Genomic DNA, 18087 nt, shown 5'->3' on the forward strand with positions numbered 1-18087 from the left:
GAACGCTTCCTGAGCAGATCAGAACCGTTTCGATGGAGCTTCGGCATGAGCCGGGAACAGCACCACAACAATCTTTTCGCAAACCTGACGGACCGGGTGGCCGACACTCTGCACGGTGCGCTGGATGGGCTTCACTTTGACTTCACGGCCGGTGGCCACGTTCATAACGTCACCTTCGGCGGTGAGAACCCCGACACCTTGGGGGGCACTGACGGCGCCGAGTTCACCTGGGGCCTGGGCGGCGACGACCGCATCGGCGGGGGCGGCATGGACGACGTCCTCCATGGCGGTGCGGGCGCCGACCTCGTCTCCGGCAACATGGGCGATGACGAGGTCGAGGGTGGCGACGGCAATGACACCCTGTACGGCGGCGCGGGCGCCGACACGGTGCGGGGTGGCGCCGGGAATGACTACCTCGACGAGGGCGAGGGCCACAGCACCGTGGACGGCGGCATGGGCGACGACACCCTGGTCGGCGGCGGCGGCCCGGATGCCTTCATGATCGGCCGGACGAGCGGCCACGACGTCATCAAGGACTTCACCGCCGGTCCCGGCATGTTCGACCACCTGGCGGTCATGGACGGCCTCCAGTGGACGGATTTGGCCTTTGCCGACACCGCGGACGGGGTACAGGTCAGTTGGGATGGCGGATCCGTCCTGCTGGAAGGCGTGTCCAAGGCGGATCTGGCGCAGGACGACTTCATGTTCGGCGACGCGGCCGAACTGCCGCCTGGCTTGCGGGAACCCGTGGGCCCATCCGACGAGGCGCCGACGCCCAGCGTCGCCGGGCCCAACATCGTTGGTGAGCCGCAAGCGGGCGCGGTGTTCGATGCCCTGGCCGACCACCTGTTCGACGGCCGCACCCTGAGCTTCGACATCGAGGGGAACGCCATCCTCCGCGGCACCGACGGTGACGACGCCCTGGCCGGGTCGTCGGAATCGGACACGGTCTTCGGGCTGGCCGGGGACGACACCATCTCGGGCCTGGCCGGGGACGACCATCTCCAGGGTGGCGACGGCAATGACACCATGGCGGGCGGCGACGGCATGGACCGCCTGATGGGCGAGGCGGGCGACGACCGGCTCTCAGGCGGGGCGGAGTCCGACGAGCTCATGGGCGGCGACGGGGACGACTACCTCGACGAGGGCGCCGCGCACGGCATGCTGAACGGCGGCATGGGCGACGACACCCTGGTCGGCGGCACCGGCGCTGACGCCTTCATGGTGTCGATGGACAGCGGCCACGACGTGGTCCTGGACTTCGAGGCGACCGGCGATGCCCAGGGCGCCTTCGACCACATCGCCTTCATGGAGGGTATCCAGCCCGCGGATGTCGTGGTCCGGGACACCGCCGAGGGCGCCCTGGTCGGCTGGGGCATGGAGGCGGACGGCACCTTCGCGGGGTCCATTCTCCTCGAGGGCGTCGGCAAGGACGACCTGCGGCAGAGCGACTTCATGTTCGCCGAGGTGCCAGGTTTCGTGGAGGGCATCGGCGACTTCGGCTCCTGGTACGTCTTCCCGGAGAGCGATGGCCCGATCGCCTGAGCCTGACGAACGTCCAATCGGGCGGGTTCCCCACGTGGCCGATGCCTGCGGGCGTCGGCCGCCCCTCAACCGATTCCTGATTTCGAGGCTTGCAGGGACTGAAGATGCCCGGCCCTCGCAGAGAGGCACTCCGCCATGAGCTACGCGCGTTTCGGCCTGATGATCCTGGTGTCGACCGTGGTCATGTTCGGCCTGATGTACCTGAACACCTACGCCCTGGAGCACGTCTTCTACAGCCAGACCCGGACCTGGATGGCCCTCGTCATGGGGGCGGCCATGGCGGTCATCATGCTGCTGTTCATGCTGGGCATGTACCGCAACCGGACCGCCAACATGGCCATCTTCGGCGCCAGCGTCCTGGTGTTCGCGGGGGCACTGTGGCTGGTCAGGAGCCAGCAGACCGTGGGTGACGTGGCCTACATGAAGGCGATGATCCCGCACCACTCCATCGCCATCATGACGAGCGAGCGCGCCCGCATCCGCGACCCGCGCGTCCGGCAGCTGGCCGACGGCATCATCGAGGCGCAGGTGCGCGAGATCGGCGAGATGAAGCGGCTGATCGCCGAACTCGAGGCGGCCCCTCCGGCCTCGTCGGCGCCGGTGCTCCAGCCAGCGCGGTAGCCTGCCTGACCAACGAGGCCGGTGAGGGGTCGAGACAGCCTGGCAGCCTCATCATGGCCGCTGGAGCGGGGCGGCTCACGCCCGCGTCCCGCTTGGCTCCGGGTTGGCGATGGCGGACGCCCGGGAGCGTCCCGGAGTGGCCTGACCGTTGAAGAGGGTGGTTAGGATCGGGTGGCGGGCCACGAAGCGGTGAAAGCCGTAGGAAGCGGCCACCGAGACGACGGTGATCAGCATGAACTCGACTTCGGCAGGCCATCCCACGGCCAGGAAGCCGACGGCAAGCCAGAGGACAATGGGGACGTGAACCAGGTACATGGTCATAGCCGCTTCGACCATCGCTGCTGAAAGCCGCGTCCGGCGGTCCAACCAGAGCCGGGCGGCGGACAGCAGCAGGTGCGCGAACAGAACGCCCACCGCAGGCATCAGGAAGTAGGTGACGGCCCGACTCATGTCGCCCTCGTCGTCCTGGAACACGGCCATGGTGGCGGCCGCGACGAGGGCGGCTGCCCAGATCGGCCAGCGTGGGCGTATGAAGGCTTCGAACCACGTCTGGCGGGACGCTATCAGGGCCCCAACCAGGAACATCAGGCCGTCGGCAACGAACTGGCCCGCCACGAAGATGCCGCCCATCAGGTAGGCAACCTCCAGCTTCGCAGCCACTACGGCACAGGCAACGGCCACCAGGCCCAGCCCCGCCAGGCCGAGCCATGCCAGCCATGGCTCCCGCTCCAGCCGGTCCTGGGCCCGGCCGACGAGGGCGCCGAGACCGCACCTGCTGCCCAGGAGCCAAAGCCCCGCGAAGAGCACGCAGTAGATGAGCAGGTAGATGAGGAACCAGAGGTGGACGGTCCAGGCGGCGCCGGGGCTGCTCATTTCAGCCAGCAGAGCCGGAATGGCGTTGCCCACGCCTCCGGCGGCGACGCCGCTGGCGAGCACCATCAGCGGGCTGACCAGGACCAGGGACGTCAGCAGAGGGATGCCAATGCGCCGTCCCCGCCCGGCCAGCCAGTGCTCCACGCCGCGCCTGCGGATCATCAGCGCGGCGAAGAAGCCCGCGATGAGGAAGAACACGGGCATGCGGAAGGTATGGCTGAACTGCAGCGCCCAGGTCACCGGGAGTGACTTCTCCGGCGACTCCACGATCCAGACGGCGTGCGCCGCGTAGACGAGGCCAACATGGTACGGGATGCCGATCAGCATCAGGATGGCCCGGAGCTGGTCCAGGAAGTCCCACCGCTGGGGGCGCGCAGGCTCTGCCTGAGTGGCGACAGTGGCGGTGCGTACGGCACTGGGATGTTGCTTGGGGTCCACGCTGACATGCTTCCGGCAAGTGACTGTGCCTGACCTCAGACACGTGGCGCAGGTTTAGCGGCTGGTGCCCGACACAGTTTTACAAGTTGTGTCTGCGGCTGGTCTGGCGGCCAACTCATGGCGGGCGCTAGTGCTCGTATGGGCAGCCCACGCGGCCGCGAGCCTGGATCGGCATGGAAGGCGACGCGCGGCCATTGGCAGTTTCCGGCACCACGGCGGCAGCGCCCGGCCTCGAGAACGCTCCGGGCAAAGCAGGCGGCCTCAGCCCACTGCAACCTGTTCCATATCAATGCGTTACCCCTGGCGTCGCTATTCAGGCGCTCTGGGTGTCCCTGGCTGGGAGGCGCCAGGGAGCCCTTGCAAGCCGCCACCGGAGGACCGATAATCCGCGCCATGAGCGAAGCTTTGGTCATCACGAGGCAAGAAGCGCGGACCACCCAGGAGGGAAAGAAGCAGCCCAAGGCTGCTCTTCGCCGCCAGCCCGCGATCGTGCGCGTGTCCAAGGTGGAGGACGCCGCACAGGTGGTGAGGCAGCCGCGCAGAACCAAGGTGACCAAGCAGGTTGCGATGGCCACCGCGGATGCTCCTGACTGGCTGTTCGAGGCGGTGTCCGCGGCGACGATGCATCCTCGCCATGCCGAGCTGGACCGCAAACTGGAAGCCGCGCGCCGGTCTAAGGCAGCCGCGACCTCCTCCTGACGGCGCCGGGGGAACCACCCTTTGATCCGCAGGAGATCCTGGGTGGTGTGTTCCGTTACGATTACCTGTGGGCCCGCGAGGAGGCGAGCGGCAACCGCAGGGGGCTGAAACAGCGCCCCAGTTGCGTCATCCTTGCTCTGGGCGCAGGCCAAGCCGTGTACTTGGCCATCAGCCACGAGCCGCCACGCGAGGGCCAGGTGGCCGTCGAGATACCTCCCGAGGTCAGGACCATCGCTGGGTTGGACGGGGCTAGGCAGTGGGTCGTCGTGTCGGAGTTCAACTTCGACCGCCATGGCCCCCGCCTTGTCGCCATCCCCGGGAGACGCGGCCAGAAACGCTACGGCACCCTCCCGCCCAGCTTCTTCGAGGAGGTCAAGAGCGCCTTCCTGGCGCAGCGGAAGGCGGGAACGCAAAAGAAGGTCGACCGCACGAAGGACGCGGCCTGACCGTTCCGGGGATAGCGCGGATTCGTCCTCGGCATCCAACTTTGCTACGCGAAACATTGTTCGCTCACGGCACGAAAAACCGATCGACAGCTAGGTGAAGCTGAGCTATTTGCCGCGCCATGAACCGGACCCCTTCGATAACCGCGGCCTGACGACCAGCATCCCTTCGGGGTGCCCGTCGTCATTCTTTGTCGCGCGAGAGGGGCTTTTCCAAATCCAGGCCATCATAGTCGTCCTCCTTCCGGGGACGCTCATGCATGCCTGACGCACGCCCTCCTCGCGCACGTCGAACGCTGCGCCGCGAACAGGAGAGCCGCATGCGCATGGTTTCCGAAGTTCCCGAAGATTCCTTCCCGCTCCACAAGGAGCTGCTCGGCCGCACCGGCGAGACAGGACCGCTGGGCGACACCGCCCGCTGCCTTGCTGCGGGCATGGTGGGCTACGTCGCCCTGAAGCCGCAGGCAACGGCGGCCGTCATCAGGCTGTGCCAGGCGCCTCCGAGCGTCACCGTGCCGCTGGTGGCGGGAATGAAGCCGCTCAGCAAGGTCTGGGTCGAGTTCACCTGGGTCGGCGTGGAGCAGCGCTGCGGCGTCCTCGGAGGCACGCTGCGTGACGGCAGCGTCTGGGCCCGCTTCGTCCAACGCAACGGCGCCAGTCCTGCCTCCTGTCTCCCCATCGCATTGCATCGGGTCGGCAAGGCACGTCGGGTCCCGACTGACTGGCAGGCACTCCTGGACGGGCGCTGGGTGGATGACCCGGCGGCGGACGAGCGCTGGCTTCGGTGGGTCACGCGGAAGCTCGTGATGGTGCGGCTCGACCCCGAATTCGACCCGCAAGATGCCCCGGCGCTGCTCAGCGACACCGGCATCCCCGACTTCATCGTGCTGGCCGCCGCCACGTCCCCCAGGTTCATGCCTGACATGGCGTCGGTAGTCGGCGCCGCCCGCTACTGAGCCTTCCGGCCGGGTGCATCGCCCGGTCGGGTCCATCCCCCTCCACGACATTTCGCAACGCGCCTCTCAGGCGCGAAGGAGAAGCCATGTCCGCATCCCAGGCAAGCACGAAGTCCTTCGACCTCGTCCACCATCTCCTCACTACCCGCAGCACTGGCCGCATCGCCGAGGTCGCCATGCGGCTCCGCAAGCAGGAACGCATTCTCCCCATCGTGCTGAAGGAGGACATCGCGACCTTCCCGGCGAACATGATGGCCCGTGGAGCTACGGCTTTCATGCTGAAGGCCGTCGCAGGCATCTGGATGCCGACAAAGTGCATCCTCGTGCAGCTCCCGCTGGGCACTGGCGCCCTGGGCGTGTTCGCCGAGGTGCGGGAGGACGGCACAGTTGACGTGTTCCGGCTCCAGTCGGACGGCGTGAATGTTCGGGATTGCCCGTTCACCACTCACCTGACGCCCGCCGACCCTAGGCCTGTCTTCCGCTGGGACCGGCTCTGGGCAGGCAAACCGCTGTTCGACGATGGTAAGCGTTGGGGGAAGTGGGCTGAGGCAAGCATGCGACTGACCTGTCATGACAAGCGCCTGACGGTTCCGGCCGTCCAGCGGTGGGCGGAGGAAGCCGTCCTCCACGACCTCTTCGCGCTGGCTCTCGCCCTGTCCCTCATCGGCACGCGCAGCATCGCCCTCGTTCGGCCGGACGGCTCGAACATCCCGATGGACGGTGGGCACGCCTGACCAATTCCGGCGCGGGCTTGTCCCGCGCCGCCCATAGCAATGGGCTCTCTGGCTTCCCCAACATGACAGTGTCGCTGGCTCGAGGAGGTGACCATGCACAACGTTCACCGGGACGGCGCCAGGCGCACCTCCCTCTACGCTACGCTCATCGCAGCTGGCCCGCCAACCAGCTACCTAGCGGTTACCTAGCGGGCACTCTTTCCGAGGCGAAGCTGTGAGGGGCAACTGCAACAACCAGGGCTACACCTCTGGGATTGTTCCTGCCGCTTGGTCTGCCTCGAAGCTTAGTAACGTGCTGGTCAGCCGGGGCGCATCATCCGCGCCATCTGCTCCATCTGCTCTGCCTCGGCACGCCTGCGCTCCACCGCCTCGCTGAGCAAGTCCGGCAGGGCGGACATGACGCGGTCCGGAATACGCCGGTCACCGCGGACCCACATCCTCACCAGTCGCGGCGTGACGTCGAGATCGACAGCCAACGGGGTCTGCCAGTCGCGGCCGTAGAGTGCCCGCCCGACCTCAACAAGGCGCTTGGCGTTTCCGTCGTCGGTGTTCTCGCCTTCGTCCATCGTCTCCCCCATCCCCGCTCGGGCACCGCATTCATCGGACGTGCGCTGGTCAGCCCTGGTTGTGGCCCCGGCGTATTCGCTGCTGCTCCCGCTGCGCCTCAAAGGCACGATTGAACCCCCGCAGCGAGACAGCCGCATCCTTCGGCGACACTCTGCCCTCATACGGCAGATACCGGAGCGCGTCGTACAGCGCTTCCCACATGTCCATGCCGCCCATCGAGACGCAGATGAGTTCGGCGTTGCCGGGCAGGCTGCGACCGATGTAGGCGCGGGCCGCGCGCAGGCCACGGATGGTCACAGGATAGGTCCGGCGGTGTTTTCCACCGATGCTGACGGTGAGCATGTTGTCCGTCTCTGTCATCATCGCTCTCCCCTTGGCGCCGAGGACTGCACTCTCGGCGCCCATCCGGATCGTTGGCTTTAGACCTCGAAGGCGGCCTTGGCGGCCTCGAGCTCGGCGACCTTCTCCTCTCGCCAGCGAGTGAGCCGCTCCCGCACCTCGGCCCGATCATCGGCGTTCAGTTCGTCGAAGACGCCCTCGGCATAGAGCTCGATGAGGGCCGCGGCGTCAGTGCCGGGCAGCTCGCCGTCGCCGACCCTCAGCGCGCCGCCGGTGACGGCGATGTGGTCGAGAGCGCCATCGATGCACTCGGACACGACCCAGGCCACCGAGACCTCGACTTCGCGGACCGTGTATCGGTCGAGATCGCCGAGCACGTGGAGCCAGTTCTCGGCGCCCTCGGCGTAGACCAGCTCGCCGTCGACCAGGTTCACGGTGCCTGGGCCGTAGCCGATGTCACGCAGGTGAGCCAGCACGGCTTCGGCAGGGGTGTCGCCTTTGTGGACGCCGCAGTCCTGGCCGGGAACACGGACGGTGTAGGTGTTGGACATCACTTGCTCTCCCAAGGGCAGTTGGCTGGGGTACCGCCCTCTTGTTCCTAACACTAGGAACAGGAAATCGCCGATCGCAAGGGAATTGACCTCGACGGCACCCATTTTGTTGGGTAAGTAGGGTTCTGCATCCGACATTGGACGACAAATGCCATCCCTAACCCGCATATGCCCTTGCCCTGCAGGGGCCACTCAGGACTGACCGAGGGCGGGTGCCGTCCTCGCTTGCTCGGAAGGGGATGGCGATGAGCGATGACATCGGCGAGGGCCTCGAAGTCGAGGCATACGACGGGGAGACCGAGGCGGCAGCCGAGGCTGTGGCGCGGCGGCCGTGGCTCACGTGGACGGCTGACCAGGTGCGGGCGCGGGACCCACTGACCTTGTGGCGCTTGCTGCCGCCTGGCGCAATGTGGGACCGCTTCCGGCCGGTGCTCGACGAGATGCGCCTGAGTGTGGCCGCCCTGCTCGCCCGGGCTGAGGCCGCGCAACCCGGTGGGGAGTATGAGAGCGAGGTGACGGTCGCGCGGCTGGGAGACGCCACCGGTTGGCGCCGCTGCGCCCGGTTGGCGCGGCAGGTCACCCAAGGGGGTGGCGGCGATCGTGGGCCGGTGGCGCACCAGCGGGCGGTCGACTTGCGCGCGACGTGCTTCTGGGTGGCCATCGCGCAGGGTGACTCGTGGAGCCGTATCCCCCTGCTCTCCATGCTGGCCGACGTCGACTATGCCGACCGCCCGGAGCACTACGCCGAGCTGCTGTCGCAGCTCGCGACCGAGCTTCCGGACACACCCGACCCGACCACCGGTGCAATTGCCCTCGGCCTGCCGCGTCCCGATCCAGTTGGCGGCGCGAAGCCTGGCTCGGCGCCTGCGCGCCCTACCGGCGCCGAGGCGCTGCGGGCGGCGTTGGACGATGCCGCGGCCAGTCCCGGCTGGGCGCGGGTGATTGTGGGCCCCTTCGACCCTGCATCGCTCCCGTCGCACCTGCGCCGGTACGGCGAAGCCCTTGCGAAGCCGCTGCGGGTGCGAGAGTGGCCGGACCCGGAGCGCCTGCGCGAGCAGCTCCTCGCCGAGTTCCCTTGGTGCCACGAGGCAGTGGACCGCATCTGCTCCGACCTTTCGCTGGCCCGGCGCATCGGCGGCCAAGCCGTTCGACTGGCACCAACGGTGCTCATCGGGCGCCCGGGCGCCGGGAAGAGCAGGCTTGCGCTTCGGCTTGCGGAGCTGGTGTCAGCAGGGCACGGCCCCCGCTACACCACGGCGACTGGCGCGGGCATGAGCGACAATCGCTTCCTGGCCGGGACTGCGAAGGGGTGGGCAACGGCGGAACCTGGATGGGTGGCCAAGTCTCTCGCAGAAACGCGGTTCGCCAATCCAACGCTGGTTGTCGATGAATTGGACAAGGTCGGCGGCAACGAGATGAACGGGCGGCCCCAGCACACCCTCATCAGCCTCACGGAGCCGTCCACGGCGAAGCGGGTCACCGACGAAGGGCTGGGCGCCGTCCTCGACACCAGCCGGTGCACATGGCTGTTCACGGCCAACGACCGGCGGGGCATTGACCCGGTCCTCAGGGCCCGGCTTCGTTTCCTCGAGGTGCCTCTGCCGCGCCCCGAGGACTACGCGGTGCTGCTCCACGGCATCTGCCGCGATCTCGCCAAGGAGTTCGGCGGCGCCGGTACGGACGTCCTGCCCGAGCTGATGCCCGAGGTAGCCGACGCTTTGGAGAGCGGGTTCCGGTCCGGGCGCCTGTCCGCTCGCGGCTTGGCGAAGCTGGTCCGGCGCGCCATCGAAGGCGCCGCCGAGGCTGAGGCCGCTCAGCCCCGGCACTGATGCCTCAGCCGCGGACGGGTGCCCGGGCCACGATGCGGAGCATCTCCCGGCGCACGAGGTGCGGAATAACCCGCCCGGCGGCCTCGCGGCCGGTGCGGACGAACGCCATCCGCTTGGGGTAGCGGGCCTGCTGCTCCAGTGCGACGAGCAGGATGAGGCGCCCGCGGCCAGCCCTGCCTCGGGCACGCCGATAGACGCCGTACTGCCCCTGGCCGCCGCCCCATCGGCCCCCAGGGCGGCCGACGAAGACCAACTTTTGCCGCAGCAGCCGGGGAACGGTGCCGCGGTTCAATCCACCGAAGCCGTTGGTCCGCTGGCGGATGGGAACGGCCCACGACTTCCGGCCGACGTCGGAAGGGCGCGCCACACCGCCTCGCTCTTGCTTCTGGCCAAGGGCATTGAGGCGCCGCTGGAAACCAGGGTCGGAATGGCCCAGGAAGACCGTGGCGGTGGCCGTGGGCGCGGGGGTCGCCTTCTTCACCTGCACGGCCCTGAGCACGCCTGGCGTCGGTCGGTCGAAGACCATCCGCATATGCTCCTGGACCTTCGCCCGCGCCTCGAAGGCGGCGTCGTTCGCCGCGGACGCCGCGGCGGCCGGGAGCACGGTCCGGAACGCCTTCAGGCGGGCGCCGGACGAAGGGGACATGCGGATGGTCGCGCTAATCATGCCCCGACCCTACGCGCCCCCCACGCACTGCTCCGAGCGCCACGGTAACGGTGCAGGTGCAGGGATACGTGCCTTGGTCCGGGCCATACCCAGCACCCTGGGCCACGACCTGGGCCGGGGGCGACAGCCCCTTTTCTTGCTCGGATATAGGACATCAGGGCCGAATCACGGCTAAGTGCCGGTCGTATAACGATTTTTGTCCCAGGAAGCCCTCGCGCGCGACGGGTACGTTCAGGTGCGAGGGAGCATGTTCTGGTCCGGGCCATGACTCTGTGCTGGGGCGCAGCCCCTTTCTTTGGATATAGGATATCAAGACCGATTTAATGCTAAGTGCCTATAGATGAAGGATTTCTTGTTCGGCAAGGATTGGCGCCGGAATCCTTGCTTTCTTGCCCGCCGCTCCCGGACACTGAAGGCACCCTACCGGTGAACCCCCACCGGCGCTACCGAGAGCAGTCCCGGCCGATGCCCACCGCCCCAAAGCAGTACCACCTGCGCCCACGCGCACGCACCGCCCCCGAGGGCGCCGGTGCGTGGCCCGGCGCGACATACCCCGACTGCACGGTGTCCCCATCCTTGGCGGACGCCGCGACCCTCAAGGATTTCGAGGTCCCCGTCGACCCTCGCACGTGGCTCGAGGCGCCGCCGAGCTGGACGCCGTCCCAGCTCGCCGTGAACCTGGCCCTGGCCGGGATGTGGATCCTCGGCGCCCGCGACTGCTCCGCAAGGTGGTTCGCCATCCGCTGCGCCGTTCCGCAGCGGGAGCTGAAGGCCGCGCTGGCAACCGCGGCTCGCGGCCCGGGCCATCCCATGGCGCGGCTCGAGGGGAATAAAGTCGTCCTCGAGCGCGCAGACCTCGGCCTGCGCGCCCCGGCGGCCTTCTGGCGGTTCGACGTCCACATGCTGGCGCGGGCACGGAGCGCACAGGGCGCCCGCGCTTGGCTCTTGTACGCGCAAGCGGCCGCATCGAAGCGCAGAGAGTTCACGCTCCACCTGACGACCGTCGAGATCCGCAAGGCCCTCGCCCTGCGCGACAAGATGGATCCGATGCCGGTGCTACGCTTGGCCGCCGCCGCGCTTGGTGACGCCGAGGTGGCGGCTTTCAATGGCCATCGCCTGCTAACGGCCGAGACGCCGGATGGCGTCGTCATCGCGGCGCCGCGTACCGCCTTCCGGACGCGCTGGATGCCGCCGCATGTTCTCGGCAGGTTCGGCGTCTACGATGGCAAGGTTGGGCACCTTGATGTCGGCGTGGGCAGGACGGAGAGCCTGCGAGCGTGGCTCGGCGCCCTCGAGGAGAAGGGACTGAAGGGCCACTTCGGCGCGGCGAAGGGGCTGTGGCTGGCCGTTGTCAGCGCAGCCGACGAAGGAATTGAGAGCCCTGTCCCTGGCTACTCCACCACCCAGCTCCGTGCGGCGCTGGCACGCGTGGGGGCCACCAAGGCCTTCGATGGCTTCGTGGATCACCTTGTCAAGCTGGCGGGCGCCCAGCCCGGCGCACCGGCGCCGCTGCCATGGATGGTCAGCGGCAAGGATTCGAAGGCACTTGCAGCGGCCCGCCTGGCGCGCGCCAAAGGCGAGCCGCGCGTCGATGTCGGGCCGGTCGTGCTGGTGCCGTACGTGGCCCCGACCCGGCATCTCACCACCGTCGACGACACGTACATCGCGCGCGCCATCCGCGACCGGCTCGAGTGGCGGAATGCGTCTGCATACCCTGAGGCGACCGCATTCATCCGCCGCGTCCTGGAGCTCCTGTGGCAGCCGATTAAGGCCGAGGACGACACGCCCAACGGAGATATCGCGCGCCTGCAGGCGACCGCGCGGCGGGACTTCTACGACGATTACGCGCTGCGCGACACCATCTCGTGGGTATGGCAGATCCATGAGGACGAGCTGCTCCCCCTCTCCGACGCCTGGAACTCGGCCGAGGGTGGCATTACCCGCCGCAATAAGAACCAGACCGTCTGGGTGTGGGACATCCTCGGCGACGTTGCGTCGATTTGGTCCGAGGCGGTGTACCAGGCGACGAGCCGTGCTCCAGGGCGCGGCAGGGCGCTTGGGTTCAGCCTCGGGGCCACGTCCGCAGATGACGAGCCCAAGCGCAAGCCCACCACGGCGAAAGTCCGCGCCGAACGCCGTGCCGAGGTCGAGCGGCTCCGGGCCAAGGCCGCCGCGCGGGTCGCGGCCGAAGAGGCGGCCGCGCAGGTGGAGCGGGTGCGCCGCGATGCCGAAGCCAGGAGCCGCGCCGAGGCGGCCGAGCAGGCCGCTGCGGCGCCGGTGCTTCAGTGCGACCCGGACGGCCCGGAAGACCGGGAGATTCCTTGGTAGCATGTCGCCAATGAAAAGAAGCGCCGGGTAGTCAAGGATAAAGTGGCTCCGGCGCCTTGCGATCGCGGGTGTGAATTGTCCACGTCCATGTTGGGCGTGTTGAAAGCACCAATAGACACGGCCTCCAAACCCCTGGGGGAGCAACGTCGTGAACGATTTCAAGGCGGCCTACGCGGCCGACTGGCAAGCCGCATCGAAGCGGGAAGCATGAATAAGCGCCGCGCTTGCGGCGGCCACCGGCCTCACCCTCTTGGCGCAGGGCATCGGTGCCGGGTCTGCGGAGAGGATAGAGGGCTACTCCCGGGACCATGGGTGCCCGGCCGGAGAGGCGGACTACGCCATCGTCGGGGTGCCGCTGGACGTGGAGATCACCGGCCCACTCCAAGCCCCACGCACCCCTCTGGCTCCGGCCAGACAAGCTCGCCGCCGCCCGCGCGGCCCTCGCCACCGGCAGAACGACCATCGCCCTACTTGCCGACGTCGGCACGGGCGCCACGCCCTGGCGGGTCCGGGGCATCGTCCTCGACAGGACATTTCTGGACCGCGCCGAAGCCTTCAAGCGCCGCGACTTCAGGCTCCGTGGCTTCCCCAAGACCTACGCCCTCGTCCCTGCCGCGGACCCGGCTGTGCTGAGTTGGGATGCCACCGTCGCCGTGGTGAAGGGCATGGCTCCCGCGACGCGGCGCCCTGCCCCATGGGTGCCCCCCGGCCGGTTCGCGCCACCGGCGCCCGCCGTCTCTCGCACCGCGCTCCGGCTGGTCCCGGCCGCCGCGCCGCGTGCACCGGCGCCCGTTATCGGCGCGGCGCCCGGCCGAGTTCCCGGCACCCTACCCCGCCCCGTCAGGTTCAGCCCGTTCCGGCAGCGGGAGCGCGTCGCCGCCTGAAGTTGAGCCGAGGTCCAGGCTGCCCTGCTTCGGCAGGGCGTGCTTGTAGTGAACCCGGTACGTCTTCTTGCGTCCCTCGCCGAGAGCTTCAAGGCGCCAGCTCTCGAGGCCGCCAGCGGCGATCAGGTCATCGAAGGCGTGGGTGAGATCCTCGCGGAACCTCGCCCGCTGCTTCGAGGGCAGGGCGTCGAAGTCGCGACCGGCCAGCTCGCCGAGTGTGTCCAGCCCGACCCAGCTGTGGTTCGGCTGAGAGTCGATGTGCGGCCACCACGCCCGCGCGAAGTCGCTCCGCAGACGGAAGTAGACGTCGGCATTCAGAGAGACGAGGTGCTTGGCCTCGAAGGCCCGTCGCACCCACTCGCCATATGCTACGCGCACCCTGGCATCCAGGCTGGGGCCGTCCCACTCGATTGACCCGATGATGCCGTCCGACCAGCCTGCGGCGGGTAGGCGCCCCGCCTTCATCGCTGTTTCGTAGGCATCGTAGGAGCCCGTGAACACCCGCAGGCTCGTCTCCCGCAGCTCCTCGCAGATGCGGAGTGCCGTGAGCAGGTTGTTCACGTGGACGGAAACGCCGGACGCACGTAGGATCTCGCGCCACGTCGTCTCGGTGCGGTAGACGCCACCGGCGGGCCTGCCATCCGGCCCAACTATTTCGAATCTCCTCGCGCGGAGCCGGAAAAGCGCGACCAGCATATCCCTGTGCTTGGTGCCCAACTCCCTTCCGCGCACTTCGATGACCGCGTACGGCCGGACCGCCACGATGCGGGTCGTGCGTTCTTCGGAGAGCCCGTTGCTGCGGGGTGAGAATGCCGCTGCGCGAGCCAGCTTGCTGGGCATGACGGCGGGAAGGCGCCGCCCGCGCATGTTGCGCCGGGTGCGCTCCAGGCGCTCGAGCCGCGCTTGCTCCGCGGCTGTCAGCTCGGCCATGATTCTACCCCCGCGGTTACGCCCCCTCTTCGCACTAGCACGCTTGTGGATGCCTGTCCGCAAAAAGGGAACGCTGGGGGTGTAGTCGCGGAATGCCGCCGGTAGTATCGCGGAATGCCGCCGGTAGAAACGGCCATGTAGAGCTTTGATTTGAAAGCGCTTTTCGCCCATAGACTCTATTGAATAGACGAATCACAGACGTCTCCGCGGGGCAACCGGCTGGGGATAACTCGCTCAGGAAGCGGCATTGAAGTGAAGCGGGCTCCAGCCGAATCGGCAAGTGATTGATTGCGATCGGTTTTTGAGTGAACGGCGGGGGTAGAATGCATGGAAGGGTGGGACGCCGGAACCAGGCGCCGCTCTCCCATTCTACCCCCGCAATTCCGCCAACTTCCGGTGTCTTGCAAAGGGTTGGATGACGCTCATGGGGAACCCAGGAGACACCCCATGTACAGCAGCATCCCCCCGACTCATGTCGCCGTCGCGACGAGCGAAACGGTGGCGTTCGATCGCCTCGAGCACGCCAGCGACACCGTCCGGCTTCTCACCGGCCCGCTGACCGACAGCGCCGCAGGCACCCGGCGGGACATCCTGCAATGGACCCGAACCGCTTGCGAGGCATGGGAGCAGCGTGAGCCCGGCGCCCAGTCCGACCAGTGGGTCGGGGCGCTCAGAGCCGACGGCGACGCCTACGCGCTTTGCGAACCCTCGCATATGGGCGGATGGCCTTTGATGCACTTCAGCGACCGCGCGTCCGCCGAAGCCGAGTGCGCGGCCCTGCAGGTCGCCGTAACCGGGTGCCGCGTTGTCCGCGTGACTGTCCGTCAGGCACTCGGTTGCCTGCTGGCGGCCGGTGGCGCGGTTGGCGCCCCGTGGTGGTTCGCGACCAGCCGGACGAGCTGGTGCATCGCGCCAGGGTACGAGACGCCGATCCTGTGGCTCAACGAGACAGCCGACCTGCGCGGCCGCCTTTACCGCGTTCCCGTGGCGGACTTCGTGGCCCGCCTAGCGGTCTGACGGCCTGACTTGCGAGCGGCTCGGCGGCTCTGGGCAGGCGCCCCGGGCATCCGCTCAGAGGCCGCGCATGGACCCTGCCAACGACAACCGGCCCGCCCGCCCGGCGGCTCCAGCGATGGCCCTGGGGGACGATCGCCCCCATCCTAGGTCTGATCGTCGGCGGCGCAGCACTACTGGCAGCATTCAGCACGCTCGTCGCGGGTGCCGCACGGGCGGTGCGCCGGTGACCGACACACAACTCAGCCTCGCCCTCGGCTACGCTGTCGAACGCCGCCAGCCACTGTTCGACGCGAATGTCGACCGATGCCGCCTCTCTGACGACCCGGTTCGCAGCCTCTTGCTAGGCCTCTTCGGAGCACTGCCCCGAGAACGCCTAGAAAGCCGAAAGAAAGCTGCTTTCTAGGCGCTTTCTGTCCCTGACATCGTTGCTTCCTTGCGTTGGCAGTGGGCACACTAGGCCCAAGGGTTAGCGCGACGCTAACCATCCCCCACCCCAGGGAGAGCATCCATGTCCGACACCGACCCCTTCGCCGCCATCCCCGCGCCGGTGCTCAGCCTCGTTCGCGCGCTGTGGCACGAAGGCGCTGCGCGCGTCGAGCTCCACGAGCGCGAGGACACCGTCTGGCTCTGCGACGCCGGTGGTGCCCGGTCGTGGAGCGTGCGGCTCCTTGACACGCACGATAGCGGTCACGTCGCGCTGGTCGTGCACACCCATACTGGCCGCACCTTCCGCATGTCCGGGAGCCTGAGCGGCCTCGCCGAGGAACTGCGCGCGCGCGCCGAGGCGGCCGCGGCAGGTGACGCCAACGAGGACCCCGTTCACGCGGCGGCTGACGCCATTGCGAAGGGGACGGGCACTGAGGCCACTCCCTTCTTCCGACGGGTGGTGGCCGTGCACCACGAGACCTACCGCCGCGTCTCCAGATGGACCGCAAGGTCGCTCGTGGTCGACCTCGAGATGTTCGATGGGCGGCGCGCCACGGCATACGTGGGCGTCCCGAACTACCCCGGGGACCATTACTCGTTCAGCTTCTCCGCCCTGGACGGTGGCGCCTTTGAGCGGGCGGAAGGCGGCTGGCGCCGCACCGGCCAGCCAGTCAGTGGCCTCGAAGCGACGCATGGAGACCTGGCCGCCGCGCCCCCGCAGCCTACCACCCTGGAGATTAGGGCGCCCACCGGCACAGTCATCTGGTCCGGACCGGCGGACGGCAAACGGGCCGTATTGCTGGCCGGACGGCGCCTGCTGCGGGAGTGGACCGGCCGAAGCTTCCAGTGCACGGCGTGGCTCCTGGATGGGCACGGCGAAGTTGAGGTGACGTCCGACCTCGCCGCCATGCGTCGAGATGCCGACAGGATGACGTCGCGCGCGGTCAACGACGTCCGCGCCAGCGCCGCCGCGATGCGGCGCCGGGCGGAACAGCAACAGCAGGCGAAGGAGAAGGTGGCATGAAGACCCCCAAGATGGTCCGGCTCTACATCCACGAGCGCTACGCGGATGGCACCGAGGAAGAGATCATCGAGAGCAAGGTCACCGGGCGCCGCTCGCAGACCATCACGGCGCAGCGCTACCGGCGCATGGTCGAGCTGCACGCTGCGGGGGTGCCCGAGGGCACCCGCGGCCCGGACGGCCTCGATGTCGTGTACGCCGACTACGCCGACGGCAGCCGCGAGGAGATCACGGCGTCTTTCTATGCGGACGGGTGGCGTGCGTGGCGGGAATACCGCGAGATGTGCGGCGAGTTGGAGCCGCTGGAGCCGGACGAGGTTGTGGGTGCGGCATCGGGTTCCTCATCCACCGCGGCTAGTCTGCCCGCCGTCCCTGAGGCGGCGCCAGGCGACGTCACGAGCGAAGGCGAGGACACCATGGCAGGCGGTGCCCCGCCCCGGCTACGCGCACGGAATGCGCAGTTCCACCCCATTGGGCCTAGTTCTCTGGCGGATATCTTTGCGGCTATTCTGGACGTTCCCGATAATCCCACCCAGCAACTGACGAGTGGCCTGACTACCCGCGGGCAACGAGGTTTTAACGCGGCGAACGACCTAGTGAAGGGCGCCGCCTTGCTTGCCGCCGCGAAGCCCGAGGAGCTGCAGCGGCTGTTCGATGCCGTTATCGAAAGCGTCGAGGCCGACATCTACGAGCAAGGGACTATGCTCGAGCAGCTCGTGAAGTGTGCCCAGTGCCCCCCCGTGGTGGCCGCAGCAACCGAGCAACTCGCACGCCTCAACGAAATGCACCGCCGCCGCCTGGCGGAGCGTGCTGCGGCCCGGAGACACGCGGAGTCCGGGGCCGCTGAACCGGTAGTGGCGCCGGAGCCGGAACCAGAGCAGACGCCGCAGCCGCCCCCACCCCGCAGCGGATGGACCGGCGCGGACCTGCGTGCCTGGCGGACGCGTATGGGCTGGTCCCAGCCCCGAGCGGCCCAGGAATTAGGCATGCACGAGATCAACCTCAGCAAGCTCGAGAACGGGCGCCAGACAATCCGGCCAACTGTCCGGCGTCTCGCTGAGTGCCTGGAGATGCTGGCCGCCAGGGGCGTCCCGGCGCCCTGAGCCGATCGGGCGCCTGCCGAACGCAGGCGCCCGGACTTCTCCGGAACCCATGTCGAATTGCCCTTGCGAACGGCCGAGGCGTGGCACACTTCGCCCCTAGGGTTAGCGTAACGCGG

18 protein-coding genes are annotated in these 18087 nt (G+C 68.3%); 11 read left to right on the forward strand and 7 right to left on the reverse strand.

Annotation, left to right across the window (positions count from 1 at the left end):
- Positions 1 to 18: 18 nt before the first annotated feature.
- Positions 19 to 165, reverse strand: coding sequence for a hypothetical protein (locus CR162_RS22430; protein WP_176559865.1), 147 nt, complete (start codon positions 163 to 165; stop codon positions 19 to 21).
- Between the two features lie 33 nt (positions 166 to 198).
- Between CR162_RS22430 and CR162_RS15260 the strand changes: the two genes are divergently transcribed.
- Both CR162_RS15260 and CR162_RS15265 read left to right on the forward strand, forming a co-directional pair.
- Positions 199 to 1545 (forward strand): calcium-binding protein, encoded by a 1347-nt coding sequence (locus CR162_RS15260; RefSeq protein ID WP_245870400.1) that lies wholly within the window; start codon positions 199 to 201, stop codon positions 1543 to 1545.
- Between the two features lie 135 nt (positions 1546 to 1680).
- Positions 1681 to 2166 carry a DUF305 domain-containing protein gene (locus tag CR162_RS15265; RefSeq protein WP_099096393.1) on the forward strand — a complete coding sequence of 162 codons (486 nt, stop codon included), beginning with the start codon at positions 1681 to 1683 and terminating at the stop codon, positions 2164 to 2166.
- 75 nt (positions 2167 to 2241) lie between these two features.
- Here the strand turns inward: CR162_RS15265 and CR162_RS15270 are convergent, their stop codons facing one another.
- The gene (locus CR162_RS15270) at positions 2242 to 3477 is read right to left on the reverse strand and encodes an acyltransferase family protein (RefSeq protein ID WP_099096394.1); all 1236 of its coding nucleotides are present in this window, start codon (positions 3475 to 3477) and stop codon (positions 2242 to 2244) included.
- 393 nt (positions 3478 to 3870) lie between these two features.
- Here CR162_RS15270 and CR162_RS15275 point away from each other — a divergent pair, with 393 nt between their 5' ends.
- From CR162_RS15275 to CR162_RS15290, 4 genes are all read left to right on the forward strand, one after another.
- Entirely contained in the window at positions 3871 to 4176 is a 306-nt protein-coding gene (locus CR162_RS15275) for a hypothetical protein (protein WP_099096395.1), read from the forward strand.
- 47 nt (positions 4177 to 4223) lie between these two features.
- Positions 4224 to 4622 carry a hypothetical protein gene (locus tag CR162_RS15280; protein ID WP_099096396.1) on the forward strand — a complete coding sequence of 133 codons (399 nt, stop codon included), beginning with the start codon at positions 4224 to 4226 and terminating at the stop codon, positions 4620 to 4622.
- Positions 4623 to 4939: 317 nt separating this feature from the next.
- Positions 4940 to 5575, forward strand: a complete 636-nt coding sequence (locus CR162_RS15285; protein WP_099096397.1) for a hypothetical protein — start codon at positions 4940 to 4942, stop codon at positions 5573 to 5575.
- Positions 5576 to 5661: 86 nt separating this feature from the next.
- Positions 5662 to 6309, forward strand: a complete 648-nt coding sequence (locus CR162_RS15290; protein WP_099096398.1) for a hypothetical protein — start codon at positions 5662 to 5664, stop codon at positions 6307 to 6309.
- Between the two features lie 299 nt (positions 6310 to 6608).
- Here the strand turns inward: CR162_RS15290 and CR162_RS15295 are convergent, their stop codons facing one another.
- The 3 genes from CR162_RS15295 to CR162_RS15305 are packed head-to-tail and all read right to left on the reverse strand — an operon-like array spanning position 6609 to position 7766.
- Positions 6609 to 6875, reverse strand: a complete 267-nt coding sequence (locus tag CR162_RS15295) for a helix-turn-helix domain-containing protein (protein ID WP_141563169.1) — start codon at positions 6873 to 6875, stop codon at positions 6609 to 6611.
- 49 nt (positions 6876 to 6924) lie between these two features.
- Positions 6925 to 7236, reverse strand: coding sequence for a hypothetical protein (locus CR162_RS15300; RefSeq protein WP_141563170.1), 312 nt, complete (start codon positions 7234 to 7236; stop codon positions 6925 to 6927).
- 59 nt (positions 7237 to 7295) lie between these two features.
- Positions 7296 to 7766: a hypothetical protein gene (locus CR162_RS15305; protein ID WP_099096401.1), complete on the reverse strand. Its 471-nt coding sequence runs from the start codon at positions 7764 to 7766 to the stop codon at positions 7296 to 7298.
- A 245-nt stretch (positions 7767 to 8011) separates the two neighbouring features.
- Between CR162_RS15305 and CR162_RS15310 the strand changes: the two genes are divergently transcribed.
- Positions 8012 to 9595: an AAA family ATPase gene (locus tag CR162_RS15310; RefSeq protein WP_176559868.1), complete on the forward strand. Its 1584-nt coding sequence runs from the start codon at positions 8012 to 8014 to the stop codon at positions 9593 to 9595.
- A 4-nt stretch (positions 9596 to 9599) separates the two neighbouring features.
- Here CR162_RS15310 and CR162_RS15315 read toward each other — a convergent pair whose 3' ends face one another.
- Complete coding sequence (locus CR162_RS15315; protein WP_141563171.1) at positions 9600 to 10262, reverse strand: hypothetical protein; 663 nt, start codon at positions 10260 to 10262, stop codon at positions 9600 to 9602.
- 576 nt (positions 10263 to 10838) lie between these two features.
- Here CR162_RS15315 and CR162_RS15320 point away from each other — a divergent pair.
- A complete protein-coding gene (locus CR162_RS15320; RefSeq protein ID WP_141563172.1) occupies positions 10839 to 12590 on the forward strand; it encodes a hypothetical protein in 1752 nt (583 codons plus the stop codon).
- A gap of 827 nt (positions 12591 to 13417) precedes the next feature.
- On the opposite strand, the gene CR162_RS15330 is transcribed toward CR162_RS15320, so the two are convergent.
- Positions 13418 to 14404, reverse strand: coding sequence for a hypothetical protein (locus CR162_RS15330; protein ID WP_099096406.1), 987 nt, complete (start codon positions 14402 to 14404; stop codon positions 13418 to 13420).
- Positions 14405 to 14851: 447 nt separating this feature from the next.
- Here CR162_RS15330 and CR162_RS15335 point away from each other — a divergent pair, with 447 nt between their 5' ends.
- The 3 genes from CR162_RS15335 (at position 14852) to CR162_RS15345 (ending at position 17971) form a co-directional block, all read left to right on the forward strand.
- Positions 14852 to 15421 carry a hypothetical protein gene (locus tag CR162_RS15335; protein WP_099096407.1) on the forward strand — a complete coding sequence of 190 codons (570 nt, stop codon included), beginning with the start codon at positions 14852 to 14854 and terminating at the stop codon, positions 15419 to 15421.
- Positions 15422 to 15929: 508 nt separating this feature from the next.
- Positions 15930 to 16871: a hypothetical protein gene (locus CR162_RS15340; RefSeq protein ID WP_099096408.1), complete on the forward strand. Its 942-nt coding sequence runs from the start codon at positions 15930 to 15932 to the stop codon at positions 16869 to 16871.
- The gene (locus CR162_RS15345) at positions 16868 to 17971 is read left to right on the forward strand and encodes a helix-turn-helix domain-containing protein (protein WP_099096409.1); all 1104 of its coding nucleotides are present in this window, start codon (positions 16868 to 16870) and stop codon (positions 17969 to 17971) included. The genes CR162_RS15340 and CR162_RS15345 overlap by 4 nt, the downstream gene beginning before the upstream one ends.
- Positions 17972 to 18087 lie beyond the last annotated feature (116 nt).

This window comes from Teichococcus rhizosphaerae (assembly GCF_002631185.1).
GTDB classification, from domain to species: Bacteria; Pseudomonadota; Alphaproteobacteria; order Acetobacterales; family Acetobacteraceae; genus Pseudoroseomonas; species Pseudoroseomonas rhizosphaerae.

Coding starts and splice junctions, on each gene's coding strand:
- CR162_RS15290 (WP_099096398.1), top strand. CDS start 5,662: ATGTCCGCATCCCAGGCAAGCACGAAGTCCTTCGACCTCGTCCACCAT.
- CR162_RS15305 (WP_099096401.1), bottom strand. CDS start 7,766: ATGTCCAACACCTACACCGTCCGTGTTCCCGGCCAGGACTGCGGCGTC.
- CR162_RS15275 (WP_099096395.1), top strand. CDS start 3,871: ATGAGCGAAGCTTTGGTCATCACGAGGCAAGAAGCGCGGACCACCCAG.
- CR162_RS15310 (WP_176559868.1), top strand. CDS start 8,012: ATGAGCGATGACATCGGCGAGGGCCTCGAAGTCGAGGCATACGACGGG.
- CR162_RS15315 (WP_141563171.1), bottom strand. CDS start 10,262: ATGATTAGCGCGACCATCCGCATGTCCCCTTCGTCCGGCGCCCGCCTG.
- CR162_RS15335 (WP_099096407.1), top strand. CDS start 14,852: ATGTACAGCAGCATCCCCCCGACTCATGTCGCCGTCGCGACGAGCGAA.
- CR162_RS15330 (WP_099096406.1), bottom strand. CDS start 14,404: ATGGCCGAGCTGACAGCCGCGGAGCAAGCGCGGCTCGAGCGCCTGGAG.
- CR162_RS15295 (WP_141563169.1), bottom strand. CDS start 6,875: ATGGACGAAGGCGAGAACACCGACGACGGAAACGCCAAGCGCCTTGTT.
- CR162_RS15345 (WP_099096409.1), top strand. CDS start 16,868: ATGAAGACCCCCAAGATGGTCCGGCTCTACATCCACGAGCGCTACGCG.
- CR162_RS15265 (WP_099096393.1), top strand. CDS start 1,681: ATGAGCTACGCGCGTTTCGGCCTGATGATCCTGGTGTCGACCGTGGTC.
- CR162_RS15300 (WP_141563170.1), bottom strand. CDS start 7,236: ATGACAGAGACGGACAACATGCTCACCGTCAGCATCGGTGGAAAACAC.
- CR162_RS15340 (WP_099096408.1), top strand. CDS start 15,930: ATGTCCGACACCGACCCCTTCGCCGCCATCCCCGCGCCGGTGCTCAGC.
- CR162_RS15285 (WP_099096397.1), top strand. CDS start 4,940: ATGCGCATGGTTTCCGAAGTTCCCGAAGATTCCTTCCCGCTCCACAAG.
- CR162_RS22430 (WP_176559865.1), bottom strand. CDS start 165: ATGAACGTGGCCACCGGCCGTGAAGTCAAAGTGAAGCCCATCCAGCGC.